A 13060-nucleotide genomic window follows, 5' to 3' on the forward strand; every position below is an offset into this window, starting at 1 on the left:
ACCCAGCCGGGCGTCAGTCTCGATACAAGTCAGAACGCCGGCAGCGACCCGGAACCATCTTCACCGTCTCGATACGCAGCCACGACGCTCCTTCGTCGCGCGTGGCCGCTACTCGACCTGCGGAACCGTCCGCTGGTCGAGTGCCTCCACGAGCGCCAGCGAGGGGAGGTGTATCGAGACCATTCCAGGCTTTCGCTGGGGGTCGGTCCGCGCTGATCCGTTGCCGGGTGGTCTCGATACGTCAGCACGCGCTCGCTGGCGCTCACCGTCCTGACTACTCGACCAGCGGAACCTTCGCTGGTCGAGTAGTCAGGTCCTCGGCTGTCGCTGGGGGGTGGGTCGACGACCTGCTGTGGACACCCGACCGACGGCGCGGAGGGGTCCGTCTAGGCTCGCTGGCATGCCTGAGAGCCCCAGCGTCCGCGACGTCCTGCACGCGGCGGTCGGGGCGGTCGGCGGCACCGAGAGGCCCGGCCAGGTGGCGATGGCCGAGGCGGTCGCGGAGTCGCTGGAGTCCGGGCGGCACCTGCTCGTGCAGGCCGGCACCGGCACCGGCAAGTCGCTCGGGTACCTCGTGCCGTCGCTGCTCCACCGCAAGCGCGTCGTGGTGTCCACGGCCACGCTGGGGCTGCAGCACCAGCTCGTCCAGCGCGACCTGCCCGCCCTGGTCAAGGGTGCACACGAGGTGCTCGGCACGACACCGAGCTACGCCGTCGTCAAGGGACGCTCGAACTACGCGTGCCTGCACCGGGTGCGCGAGGGCGTGCCCGACGACCAGGGCACCCTCGTCGACGTGCCCGAGGGCACCCTCGGTGCCGAGGTGCTCGAGCTGCGGGAGTGGGCGGAGGAGCTCGCCACCCAGCGGGGGAGTGGCGACGGGTCGCACGGCGACCGGGAGTCCGCGCCGTCGCACACCGACCGCGCCTGGCGACAGGTGAGCGTCACCCACCGCGAGTGCCTCGGTGCCACGCGGTGCCCCCACGCCGCCGAGTGCTTCGTCGAGCTCGCCCGGGAGGCCGCGTCGACCGCCGACGTCGTGGTCACCAACCACGCTCTCCTCGCGATCGACGCGATCGACGGCGTGCCCATGCTGCCCGAGTACGACGCCGTCGTCGTCGACGAGGCGCACGAGCTCGCCGCGCGGGTCACGCAGGCCGCCACCGCCGACCTCGACCCCGCCATCGTCGAACGAGCCGCGCGGCGCGGTCGGCCCTACACCGACGGCGAGACCGACGACCTCAGCGACGCCGGCGACGCCCTCGCGGCGGCTCTCACCGGCGTCCAGCCGGGCCGCATCGACCACGTCGTCGACGAGCTGCACGAGGCCCTGTCACGGGTGCGCGACGCCGCCCGCGCGTCCCTGTCCGCGTTCCCGCGCGAGAAGGCGGAGGTCGAGGGCGACGCCGCACGGCAGCAGGCGAAGGCCGGGCTGGAGGAGATCCGGCTCGTCGCGGACCGGATGGCGTCGCTGCGCGAGACCGAGGTGCTGTGGATGTCCGACACCCGCGGTCCGGTCCTCCACGTGGCGCCCATCGACGTCTCGGGGAGCCTGCGCGACAAGCTGTTCGAGGAGAAGACCGTCGTCCTCACCAGTGCCACGCTGACCGTCGGTGGCGGCTTCGAGCCGGTGGCGGCCTCGGTGGGCCTGTGGCGCGAGGACGCCGACCGCTGGACCGGTCTCGACGTCGGCTCGCCGTTCGACTACCGGCGCCAGGGCATCCTCTACGTCGCGCGGCACCTGCCGCCGCCGGGTCGCGACGGCATCACGGACGCCCAGCTCGACGAGATCGCCGCGCTCCTCGAGGCTGCTGGTGGCCGCACGTTGGGCCTGTTCTCGTCGCGTCGAGCTGCCGAGGCAGCGGCGGACGGTGTACGCAGGCGGCTGCCCGGCCGGGAGATCCTCTGCCAGGGCGACGCGCACCTGTCGGAGCTGACGCGCCGGTTCGCCGCGGAGGAGGAGACGAGCCTGTTCGGCACGCTGTCGCTCTGGCAGGGCATCGACCTCCCGGGCGACACCTGTCGACTGGTGGTCATCGACCGCGTGCCGTTCCCGCGGCCCGACGACCCGCTGATGAGCGCGCGGCAGCGTCTGGTGGAGAAGCGGGGTGGCAACGGGTTCATGAGCGTGGCCGCAGCCCACGCCGCCCTGCTCCTCGCACAGGGCGCGGGCCGGCTGATCCGCCGCACCGACGACCGCGGCGTGGTCGCGATCCTCGACCCGCGCATCGTCACCGCGCGGTACGGCAGCTTCCTGGCCGCATCGTTGCCGCCGCTGTGGCGCACGACCGACCGTGACGCCGTGCTCGGTGCGCTGAGGCGGCTCGACGGGTGAGCGCCCCACACGCACGCAGGCCCCACCCCTCGTGGGGCGGGGCCTGCGTCCGTGCGACGAGCGGCGGGTGAGGACTCAGAGGCGACGCAGGACGGTCGTGACCTTGCCGAGGATCGTGGCGTGGGTGCCGTCGATGGGGGAGTAGTCCTCGTTGTGCGGGAGCAGCCAGACCTGGCCGTCCTTGCGCTGGAACGTCTTGACGGTCGCCTCGCCGTCCAGCATGGCGGCGACGATCTCCCCGTTCTCGGCGACCGGCTGCTGGCGGACGACCACGTAGTCGCCGTCGCAGATCGCGGCGTCGACCATCGAGTCGCCTCGGACCTCGAGCAGGAACAGCGTGCCGTCGCCGACGAGCGTGCGGGGGAGCGGGAAGATCTCCTCCACCTGCTCCTCGGCGAGGATCGGGCCGCCGGCGGCGATCCGACCCACCATGGGCACGTAGGTCGCCTCGGGCCGCTGGTCGCCGAAGCCCGTCTCGTCGACGACGGAGTCGTCGGCCGAGCTGAGCGTCCGGCGGGCCTTGACGACCTCGGGCAGGAAGATCTCGATGGCACGGGGCCGGTTCGGGTCGCGCTTGACGTACCCGAGGCGCTCGAGCACCCGCAGCTGGTGCGCCACGGACGAGGTGCTGGCCAGCCCGACGGCGCCGCCGATCTCACGCATGCTCGGCGGGTAACCGCGCTGCTCGATCTGGTCGCGCATGAAGTGGAGGATCTTCTGCTGGCGTCCGGTGAGGCCGGTCATCTCGTCGACCGGACCGTCGGGGAGCTCGCGCACGGAGTTGCGTGAACCCTTGGGGCGACCGCGGCGGGGAGGCTCGCTGGACGGGTCCACGGTGTCAGCGGCTGGGTCGTCGGCTGGGGTGTCGTCGCTCATGGGGACCACGCTAGACCTCCGCGAGGACGTTTACAAACACATGTTCGAGAGCGTGTCGCCGTTCGAACACGCGCCTCCCAGGGGGCGCTGGAGGAGGCTCGATGGCGTGCTCGCCGGGTCCACGGCGCGTGTCTCGCGTCACCATCGAACATTTCTTCGGATCACTTCTCCCTGCAATTCCAGGGATGACAGGCCGGAGATCGACATCGTGTTCGACAGGGGGCTGCTTTTGTCGGCGCCTTCCCCTACAGTCGTACACGTGTTCGATCGAACATCTGTTCGCCGGATTCGTGGAGCAACCGCCTGCGGAGGACCGACGTTCGAATGACATCGGCAGGCGTTCGATCGACACACCAGACCTCGCACGATCCTCTTCCTTCCCCGGAGGCCCCCATGAGCACCATCTCGATCACCACGTACGACCGTCGCACCCTGCGTCGCCCCGCTGTCGCACCCGTCCGGCTGACCCGTCGCGGTCGTCTGGTGCTGGTGCTGGCGGTCATCGCGGCCCTGGCTGTCGGTGCCGTCGTGCTCGGCTCCTCCACGGTCGCGACCGACGAGGCGGGCGTCGTGCCCGCGACGCGTGTCGTCACCGTGCAGGAGGGCCAGACGCTCTGGCAGATCGCCGCCGAGGCGAACCCCGAGGGCGACGTGCGCGACACGGTCGACGACATCATGCGGATGAACTCGCTGCCCAGCGCCGGCGACCTGCAGCTCGGTTCCGACCTGGCGGTCCCCGTCTACCAGTGAGGCGATCGCCCGGCACCGCGCGTCGGGCACCATGGGGGCATGGCTTCCGCACCTGACGCGCACCCCCTGGTCGTCCACGTGGTCGCCGACGTCACCGACCGCGACGGTGGTCACGTGCTGGAGCGACTCGAGGAGCTCGGCGCCAGCGTCGAGTGGCTCGACCGCGACGACCTTCCGCCGCACTGGGACGCCGACGGCGTCGACCTGCTCCTCCTGCTCGGCTCGGAGCGCTCCGCGCACGACCCGCGGTGGGAGCCGGTCGTCGAGCGGGAGTCTGAGATGGTGCGTGTCGCGGTCGGCACGCACACCCCGGTCATGGCGATCTGCTACGGCGCCCAGCTCGCCGCGCGCGCCCTCGGCGGCACCTCCTACCGCGGTGACGGCGCCGAGGCAGGCTGGAAGCGCATCGACACGATCGACGAGGTGCTCTGCCCGGAGGGCCCGTGGGCTCAGTTCCACCAGGACGTGCTGACGCCGCCGCCGACCTCGACCGTGCTCGGCCACTCCTGGTTCGGGCCGCAGTGCTTCGTCGACGACGCGTACGGCGGGCGGGTCATCGCCTGGCAGTTCCACCCCGAGGTCACCACCTCGACGTTCGCCCGGTGGGTCGACGAGGACGCCGCGCTCGTGCGCGCCGAGGGCTCGTCGCCGGCCGAGCTCAAGCGGCAGGCACTCGCCAACGCCGTCCGCAGTCGCCAGGCCGCGCACGACCTCGTCGACGCCGCCCTCGCGTACCTGCGCGTGCGGACGACGGCGTAGGCGTCCCGGTCAGGACGACGCGACGTTGAACAGCCAGGCCACACCGAACCGGTCGTTCAGCAGGCCGAACTCGTCGCCCCACGGAGCGGGGCCCAGCGGCACGACGACCTCCGCGCCCTCGCTGAGCCCGTCGAAGTAGTCGCGCAGGCGCTCGTCGTCGCCGGTGAGCGCGATGTTGATCGCGGTGCCCACCACGGGGTCGTCGCCTCCCGGGGGCGTGTCGGAGGCCATGATGTCCAGGCCCGCGTCGGACACGAGGTGTCCGTGCATGACCAGGTCGGCGCGAGCGGGATCGTCGCTCATGCCGTAGTCGCCGAAGGTGGCGATGGTCAGCTCGCCTCCGAGGACGGAGTGGTAGAGCTCCAGTGCCGCGCGCGACTGGTCGCGGAAGTTGAGGTACGGGTTCAGGCGGATCGTCATGACGCCATCCTGCTCGCTCCTGTTCCGAGATGGAACAGAATGCACGGATCCGGTCGTGGAGGATGCCGCGACACGCCCTCCCGGACGCGCCCGGTGCCGCCGCGCAGGGCGCTGACCTGCGCAAACGCGAGGCCTGCAGATTTGTCGGACCAGATCGGTTGACTGGCTTGCACGACCTGGTGCCGAGGCGTACCGTAGCCACTACATCTAGTGATTACACCGATGTAGTTCTCCACATCTAGTCCCACAGAGAACGACCAGTTACCCACAGGAATCGCGGGGAATCCACCAGGAATCCCCAGCTCCGTCCCCAGGCGGACGGCACGACGACCCAGGTCGTCCGGACAGATCAGACCACGGAGAGGAGAGCACGATGAACTGCCCCTTCTGCAAGGACGGCGACACGCGCGTGCTCGACTCGCGCGTGGCCGACGACGGCGGCGCCATCCGGCGACGCCGCGTGTGCGGGAACTGCCAGAAGCGGTTCACGACGATCGAGCAGATGCAGCTCACCGTGCTCAAGCGCTCCGGCGCGACCGAGCCGTTCAACCGCGAGAAGGCCGTCGCGGGCGTCCGCAAGGCGTGCAAGGGTCGCCCCGTCTCCGACGACGACCTCGCACGCCTCGGCCAGCAGGTCGAGGACGCGCTGCGCGAGAGCGGGGCGGCCGAGATCGCCGCGGACGAGGTGGGGCTGGCCATCCTCGAGCCGCTCAAGTGTCTCGACGAGGTCGCCTACCTGCGGTTCGCGAGCGTGTACAAGGCGTTCGACTCCGTCGACGACTTCGCCGCCGAGATCGCCGAGCTCATGGCTCGGGCCGCCGACGGCGAGCTCGCCGAGCACACCGCCCACCGCGACGGACCAGCCCAGCACGACAGCACGACGCACCACCCCTGATCTGCTGCTCGCCCTCGGGGGCGAGCGCACGCACCACAGCAGCACGGCCTGAGCATCGGGCCCACGCGGCACACCCTTCACACACCCTCAGCGAGACCACAGGAGCAATCTCATGACGGAGACGGTCGACGGATCGACGAGCCGGGCACAGTCCGGGCGCGCGCGTGCACGGAAGGGCAAGGGTCTGACCATCGAGCGCGTGTACACCACCGAGGGTGTCCACCCCTACGACGCCGTGACCTGGGAGCGTCGCGACGTCGTGCAGACCAACTGGAAGACGGGGGAGACCGTCTTCGAGCAGCGTGGCGTGGAGTTCCCGGACTTCTGGAGCGTGAACGCCTCCACCATCGTCACCACCAAGTACTTCCGTGGCGCGGTGGGGTCGAGTGAGCGCGAGCAGAGCCTGCGCCAGCTGCTCGACCGCGTCGTGCTCACTTACACGAAGGCCGGCAAGGAGCACGGCTACTTCGCCACCGACGCCGACGCCGAGGTGTTCGAGCACGAGCTGACCCACATGCTCCTGCACCAGGTGTTCAGCTTCAACAGCCCCGTCTGGTTCAACGTCGGCACGTCGAGCCCGCAGCAGGTCAGCGCCTGCTTCATCCTCGCCGTCGACGACTCGATGGACTCGATCCTCAACTGGTACCGCGAGGAGGGTCTGATCTTCAAGGGTGGGTCGGGCGCCGGCCTCAACCTGTCGCGCATCCGCTCCTCGAAGGAGCTGCTCCGCTCCTCCGGCGGCACCGCCTCCGGTCCGGTCTCGTTCATGCGCGGCGCCGACGCGTCCGCGGGCACCATCAAGTCCGGCGGCGCGACGCGTCGTGCGGCCAAGATGGTCGTGCTCGACGTCGACCACCCGGACATCGTCGAGTTCGTCGAGACGAAGGAGCGCGAGGAGGAGAAGATCCGCGTGCTCCGCGACGCGGGCTTCGACATGGACCTCGGCGGTGAGGACATCACCAGCGTCCAGTACCAGAACGCCAACAACTCGATCCGCGTCGACGACGCCTTCATGCGCGCCGTCGAGGAGGGCACCTCCTACGGTCTGCGTGCGCGCACCAGTGGCGAGGTGATCGAGGAGATCGACGCGAAGGAGCTGTGGGGCAAGGTCGCGAAGGCCGCGTGGGCCTGCGCCGACCCGGGCATCCAGTACGACTCGACGATCAACGACTGGCACACCACGCCGGAGACGGGCCGCATCACCGCGTCCAACCCGTGCTCCGAGTACATGCACCTCGACAACTCCAGCTGCAACCTGGCCAGCCTGAACCTGCTCAAGTTCCTCTCCGAGGACGGCACGACGTTCGACGTCGAGCGGTTCGTGAAGAGCGTCGAGCTGATCATCACCGCGATGGACATCTCGATCTGCTTCGCCGACTTCCCGACCGAGGCGATCGGCGAGACCACGAAGGCCTACCGTCAGCTCGGCATCGGCTACGCCAACCTCGGCGCGATGCTCATGGCCTCGGGCCTGGCGTACGACTCCGACGGCGGCCGTGCACTCGCCGCGTCGATCACGTCGCTGATGACCGGTGTGTCCTACCGTCGCTCGGCCGAGCTGGCGGGCGTGGTCGGCGCGTACGACGGCTACCAGCAGAACGCCGCCCCCCACACGCGGGTCATGCGCAAGCACCTGGCCGCGAACGACGACATCCGCACCCTGCACTCGATGGACATCGCCGTGCAGCGCGAGGCCACGAAGCAGTGGGCCGACAACCTCAAGATCGGCGAGAAGAACGGCTGGCGCAACGCCCAGGCGTCCGTGCTCGCCCCGACCGGCACCATCGGCTTCATGATGGACTGCGACACGACGGGCATCGAGCCCGACTTCTCGCTGGTCAAGTTCAAGAAGCTCGTCGGTGGCGGCTCGATGCAGGTCGTCAACCAGACGGTCCCGGTCGCGCTGAAGAAGCTCGGCTACACGGGCGAGACCATCGAGGCGATCATGGAGTACATCGCCGAGAAGGGTCACGTCGTCGACGCTCCCGGCCTGAAGACCGAGCACTACGAGGTCTTCGACTGCGCCGTGGGCGACCGCGCGATCAAGCCGATGGGCCACGTGCGGATGATGGCGGCGGCCCAGCCGTTCCTGTCCGGCGCGATCTCCAAGACGGTCAACATGCCGGAGACGTCCACGGTCGAGGAGATCGCCGACGTCTACTTCCAGGGCTGGAAGCTCGGCCTGAAGGCGCTCGCCGTCTACCGCGACAACTGCAAGGTCGGCCAGCCGCTGTCCTCGCAGAAGAGCCAGGACGACAAGACGTCGGCCGCCGCGACCTCCGAGACGACCCCCGAGGTCAAGACGGTCGTTGTCGAGAAGCCGATCCGTCGCCGTCTGCCGAAGTCGCGTCAGTCGATCACCACGTCGTTCAGCGTCGGTGGCGCTGAGGGCTACATGACGTCGGGTGCGCACGAGAACGGCGAGCTCGGCGAGCTGTTCCTGAAGCTGGGCAAGCAGGGCTCGACCCTGGCCGGTGTGATGGACGCCTTCTCGATCGCGGTCTCGATCGGCCTGCAGTATGGCGTGCCGCTGGAGACGTTCGTGCAGAAGTTCACGAACCTGAAGTTCGAGCCGGCGGGCCTCACGGACGACTCCGACGTCCGCATGGCGCAGTCGATCATGGACTACGTCTTCCGTCGTCTGGCGCTGGACTACCTCGACTTCGACACGCGGTCGGCGCTCGGCATCCACTCGGCCGAGGAGCGCCAGCGCTACCTCGACACGGGCAGCCACCAGCCGATCAGCAAGGGCTCGACGGCTGCGGAGCTGGTCGAGACTCAGCCGGAGACCCTGAAGGAGGCGGCGACCGCCGAGGCCGCCACCACCGAGGTCCCCGCCGACGTCACCGCGGCGCAGGCCCAGGCCGACACGGCCAAGCCCGCCCCGAAGACGGCGCACACGTCGGCCGAGCTCCTCGAGGTCATCACCGGCTCCGCCGTCGACTCGCCCCTGTGCATGACCTGCGGCACGAAGATGCGTCCCGCCGGCTCCTGCCACGTCTGCGAGGGCTGCGGCAGCACCAGCGGCTGCAGCTGACAAATGCGTCGGGCCCGGTGCGCTAACACCGGGCCCGACGAGCAGAGGCCGAAGCCGCGTGCTCTCTCTAGCGAGGAAACAGCATCATGGCACGTCTTCGGTCTCTGCTCGGAAACCACCCCCGAGTAGAGAAAGGAGAGAACCATGCCCAAGGCAAAGAGCAGTGGCGGTCGGGCGCGTAGCGCCATCACCGGTCGGTACGTTACTAAGGCGACGGCTGCGCGCAACCCGCGTACGACCGTCGTCGAGCGCAAGAAGTAGGCGCTGCGCGTCGCGGTGCGCGGGTCTCGGGCCAGCACACCGCGGCGTGCCGACGCGGTCGGCGAGCCTCCGACCACTGTCGGTACACGAACCTAGGATGTCGAACATGAGCTCGAACACGGCAGCAACGGAGCCCGCCTTCACGTTCATCGACCTCTTCGCCGGCATCGGCGGCTTCCATGCGGCACTTTCCTCGCTAGGTGGCGAGTGCGTCTACGCCTCGGAGATCGACGAAGCCGCCGCGAAGATCTACCAGCACAACTGGGACATGGAGGTTGCCGGCGACATCGTCCCCGAGACCGACCCCGTCGTTAAGGTGCCCCCGCATGACGTCCTCGCTGCGGGGTTCCCGTGCCAGCCCTTTAGCAAGTCGGGGTTGCAGCGCGGGATGGACGAGGCGCGGGGCACGTTGTTCTGGAACATCCTGCGGATCCTCGAGGAGCACCGACCCTCCATCGTTCTCCTGGAGAACGTCCGCAACATCGCGGGACCGCGGCACGCCCACGAGTGGGAGGTGATCATCCGGTCGTTGCGCGACCTCGGGTACCAGGTAAGTTCTCGACCAGCCGTGTTCTCGCCACATCTCCTGCCCCCGTGGATGGACGGGGCGCCGCAGATCCGCGAGCGCGTCTTCATCGTGGGTACCTACGTCGGGGCGTACGCTGCCTGGGACGAGATCGAACCAGTCGTCACCAACCGTCCCGTCGGTGACTGGAACCCTCAGTCATGGGATCTCCGCTCAGTGCTGCAGGACGAGGGCGAGATCGCGGACCGGGCGAACTACGACCTGACGGCCAACGAGCAGCGTTGGATCGAGGCCTGGGCGGAGTTCGTGCGAAGGTTTCGTGCCGCCGGCGTTGCGAGGCTGCCGGGGTTCCCCATCTGGGTTGACGCCTTCATCCACCGCGACTCGCTCGTTATCCCTGAGGAGACGCCGAAGTGGAAGGCAGGGTTCCTTCGGAAGAACTCGGATTTCTACACGGAGCACGAGGCCCTGGTCGACCAGTGGCTGCTCGACTTCGACGAGCTCGAGGGGTTTCCTGCCTCCCGCCGCAAGCTCGAGTGGCAGGCGCAGGACGCTGAACGGCTCGAGGACTGCATCATGCACTTCCGGCCGTCCGGGATCCGCGTCAAGAAGCCCACGTACGTGCCGGCCCTCGTCGCGATCACGCAGACGTCCATCCTCGGCAACCCGCTCCGCCGCATCACCCCACGAGAAGCCGCACGACTACAGGGCCTTCCTGACACCTTCGAGTTTCCGGGTCAGCCCGATGCCGCCACCTACAAGCAGCTCGGCAACGGCGTGAATGTCGGCGTCGTCAAGCACGTTGCCCTGGCCCAGATGGCCAGGAGCGGCCCGCGGTGGCGTCGCGTGGTGGAGGCCGCGGACGGCGCCCGTTAGGGAAGTTCGCCTGGAGACGTCGGCAGCCGCTCGGAAAAGATCACGAAGTTGTCGATGTTCTTCTTCTTGATGATCACCTTGAGGGCTCTGGCAGCGCCATCGGGCTGCCTGCCCTGCGCGAAGTCTGCGAGTGCGACGTGGAAGTTCGCTCTGTTGACCTCGAGCACGAGCATCTTCACGAAGCGCACCGAAGCCTTGAACCTCGACGCGTAGGAGAGAGGGTCGAAGCCCTTCGCGTTGGCGTATCCGACCGAGCGCTTCCACTCGTTCCATTCGATCGTGGCGACGTCGCCATGGTCCTTCGCCTTCTGGGTCTCGTGCTCGTAGATGACGTACCAGAACCGACCGAACTCCTCCACGCACTTCCTGATCTGGACTGCATCGTTCCCCGGGGCATCGTGCTTGACGATGTCCGAGGCCTTGAGGTCGCCGTAGAAGGAGGTCGACGGGCCGTCGTCGAACCGCAGGTCGTAGTCGTACATCTCCTGACCCTTCGCCTTCTGGAACGCCACCAGGCCGGTGAGTCCCCTCTCACGGACGAACTTGTCCAGCCGGTACTCCAGGTAGAAACCAGGCCACTCACCTTGGAAGCGGTCGGGCCAGGTCGCGTCGTGCATCTCCTTCACTGCATCAAGGGACTGGATGTTCCGGCCGTCGAGCAGTGTCTCGTTGAACGCGCCGAACACGTCGAGGCGCGGCCGTGTGAACGTCACCCCGTGCTGGAGATACTTCTCGAGTGCGTCGGCGCGAACGCTGGTAAGCCGGTTGCCGTTGTGGTCGGTCCGCGCGAACTGCCCGGTCGTCTGTGCCTGGAAGAGATCGTTCGTCGAGACGTGCGCAGCTGAGTTGTTCGCCTTGCGGAGGACGTAGGTCTCGGGATCGAAGTCGACGAAGATTGTCACGTCCTGGTAGCGGTAGATCCCGAGGAAGTGCGGCACCAGTCCCTGCTCCCGGGCGGCACGCTCGGCGACCAGCCACGCCTTGGGGATCTGGATCCGCTTCTTGAAGGCCGGCCAAGGCCTGCCTAGGTGGGTGACCTGCTTCTTCAGGATGACGTGGTCGCCGTACCTAACGACTCGTACGCCCGCTAGTTCTGTTTCGTAGGCGCCCGGGAGGTGAGCCGTCAGCAGTGAAGTCTTCTGGCGCTCGCTCAGTCGGACGTCGACGTCCTCGACGCGTGACCCGTCCGCGAGGAGCTGGTCGACCATCTCCGCCATCGCTCGTCCCTCCCATCTCTATCTCGCCACCCTAGTACTGCGGCTCGCGCACGTCGTGGCGCAGTGGGTCAGAGCCGGCGCTTCCGAACGACATCTTCGACCCGACCTGCCGCCTCCTCGGGATCCTCGTGCTCCCAGACCCGGACGACGGCCCAGCCGTGCTCGGCCAGCAGACGGTCAGTATCACGATCTCGCTCGGTGTTGCGCGTGATCTTCCAGTCCCACCACTCCCTGTTCGCCACAGGTTGCGTCCCGTGGTCCGGGCATCCGTGCCAGAAGCAGCCGTCGACCATCACGGCAATCCTCACTCGAGTGAAGGCGATGTCGATGCGGCGTCGACGGTTGCCGGGGACGTGGATCTGGACGCGATAGCGGAGTCCGCGAGCATGCAGCGCCCTGCGGAGCGCGATTTCTGGAGCAGTGTCCCTCCGTGCGAGCGTCGACATCTTCCGCGAGAGGTCGAGAGATGGACTGATTCGGTGCGGTTCGTCGGCCACGCGAGAATCATCTCTAGGGCATGGTCATCATCGTCGTGACCGGAGAAGCGGTGGCTCGATCAAGCTAACCTGGCGGACCTTCCGGGGATCTGTCTCGAAAAGTGATCGTCCTCGCCTGATGCCGCGGTCGGCATCTGCGCTGGCTGCGCGGTGCGGGCGAACACGGCGCGCGTCTGGTCGCCGATGTCCTTGGCGTCCTGGCCCCAGCGCAGGAAGCGGGCGGCCACGTCGGTGAGTGCGCGCTCAGAGGTCAGGTCGGCGCCGGTGGCGGCGACCTGGGCGGTGCAGACCGCCATGGCGGTGTCGTCGCTGTACTCACCCGGGGCGAACCCGAAGGGGCCGCCACCAGACATCTTCAGGACGACGTCGTCGGCCAGCGACGGTCCGAACTCGTGGGGTACCCCCAGCGCATCGCCGCACGCCTGCCCCAGCAGGACGCCTGCGGCCCGGTCGCGCTGTACCTGATCCATGTCGCCTCCTGTGGTGTGACGCCGTCATCGCTGCACGCGGTGGGACGGACGTCCGACGTCGCCTAGTTGTAATCGGTCAACACGTTGGTTGCAGTCGGCTGATCGGGGGTTGTCCGCCGAGTGAGGTGTGTCGGCGTTGAGTGT

The 13060-nt window shown here is 68.4% G+C and carries 11 protein-coding genes; 6 read left to right on the top strand and 5 right to left on the bottom strand.

All coding sequences use genetic code 11. The features are described 5' to 3' along the window. The first annotated feature begins 400 nt into the window (after nucleotides 1-400). Complete coding sequence (locus AC3WRM_RS18115; RefSeq protein ID WP_492249949.1) at nucleotides 401-2332, top strand: ATP-dependent DNA helicase; 1932 nt, start codon at nucleotides 401-403, stop codon at nucleotides 2330-2332. 75 nt (nucleotides 2333-2407) lie between these two features. Here the strand turns inward: AC3WRM_RS18115 and lexA are convergent, their stop codons facing one another. Beyond that, the gene (gene lexA / locus AC3WRM_RS18120; protein WP_492249950.1) at nucleotides 2408-3208 is read right to left on the bottom strand and encodes a transcriptional repressor LexA; all 801 of its coding nucleotides are present in this window, start codon (nucleotides 3206-3208) and stop codon (nucleotides 2408-2410) included. Between the two features lie 393 nt (nucleotides 3209-3601). On the opposite strand from lexA, the gene AC3WRM_RS18125 reads away from it, so the two are divergent. After that, nucleotides 3602-3958: a LysM peptidoglycan-binding domain-containing protein gene (locus AC3WRM_RS18125; RefSeq protein WP_492249951.1), complete on the top strand. Its 357-nt coding sequence runs from the start codon at nucleotides 3602-3604 to the stop codon at nucleotides 3956-3958. A gap of 39 nt (nucleotides 3959-3997) precedes the next feature. Further along, a complete protein-coding gene (locus AC3WRM_RS18130; protein ID WP_492249952.1) occupies nucleotides 3998-4717 on the top strand; it encodes a type 1 glutamine amidotransferase in 720 nt (239 codons plus the stop codon). Between the two features lie 9 nt (nucleotides 4718-4726). On the opposite strand, the gene AC3WRM_RS18135 is transcribed toward AC3WRM_RS18130, so the two are convergent. Further along, nucleotides 4727-5137: a VOC family protein gene (locus AC3WRM_RS18135; protein WP_492249953.1), complete on the bottom strand. Its 411-nt coding sequence runs from the start codon at nucleotides 5135-5137 to the stop codon at nucleotides 4727-4729. 373 nt (nucleotides 5138-5510) lie between these two features. Here AC3WRM_RS18135 and nrdR point away from each other — a divergent pair, with 373 nt between their 5' ends. The 3 genes from nrdR (at nucleotide 5511) to AC3WRM_RS18150 (ending at nucleotide 10732) form a co-directional block, all read left to right on the top strand. Then, a complete protein-coding gene (nrdR, locus tag AC3WRM_RS18140; RefSeq protein WP_492249954.1) occupies nucleotides 5511-6032 on the top strand; it encodes a transcriptional regulator NrdR in 522 nt (173 codons plus the stop codon). A gap of 112 nt (nucleotides 6033-6144) precedes the next feature. After that, nucleotides 6145-9069 (top strand): vitamin B12-dependent ribonucleotide reductase, encoded by a 2925-nt coding sequence (locus tag AC3WRM_RS18145; RefSeq protein WP_492249955.1) that lies wholly within the window; start codon nucleotides 6145-6147, stop codon nucleotides 9067-9069. Between the two features lie 367 nt (nucleotides 9070-9436). Next, nucleotides 9437-10732: a DNA cytosine methyltransferase gene (locus tag AC3WRM_RS18150; RefSeq protein WP_492249956.1), complete on the top strand. Its 1296-nt coding sequence runs from the start codon at nucleotides 9437-9439 to the stop codon at nucleotides 10730-10732. Here the strand turns inward: AC3WRM_RS18150 and AC3WRM_RS18155 are convergent. The 3 genes from AC3WRM_RS18155 to AC3WRM_RS18165 all read right to left on the bottom strand — a co-directional run bounded on the left by AC3WRM_RS18155 (nucleotide 10729) and on the right by AC3WRM_RS18165 (nucleotide 12916). After that, nucleotides 10729-11949 (bottom strand): hypothetical protein, encoded by a 1221-nt coding sequence (locus AC3WRM_RS18155; RefSeq protein WP_492249957.1) that lies wholly within the window; start codon nucleotides 11947-11949, stop codon nucleotides 10729-10731. The genes AC3WRM_RS18150 and AC3WRM_RS18155 overlap by 4 nt on opposite strands. A gap of 68 nt (nucleotides 11950-12017) precedes the next feature. Beyond that, nucleotides 12018-12446: a very short patch repair endonuclease gene (locus AC3WRM_RS18160; RefSeq protein ID WP_492249958.1), complete on the bottom strand. Its 429-nt coding sequence runs from the start codon at nucleotides 12444-12446 to the stop codon at nucleotides 12018-12020. A 59-nt stretch (nucleotides 12447-12505) separates the two neighbouring features. Beyond that, the gene (locus tag AC3WRM_RS18165; RefSeq protein ID WP_492249959.1) at nucleotides 12506-12916 is read right to left on the bottom strand and encodes an ADP-ribosylglycohydrolase family protein; all 411 of its coding nucleotides are present in this window, start codon (nucleotides 12914-12916) and stop codon (nucleotides 12506-12508) included. Between the last annotated feature and the right edge of the window lie 144 nt (nucleotides 12917-13060).

The organism is Aeromicrobium sp. EU05-FHT14F07 (genome assembly GCF_058790455.1).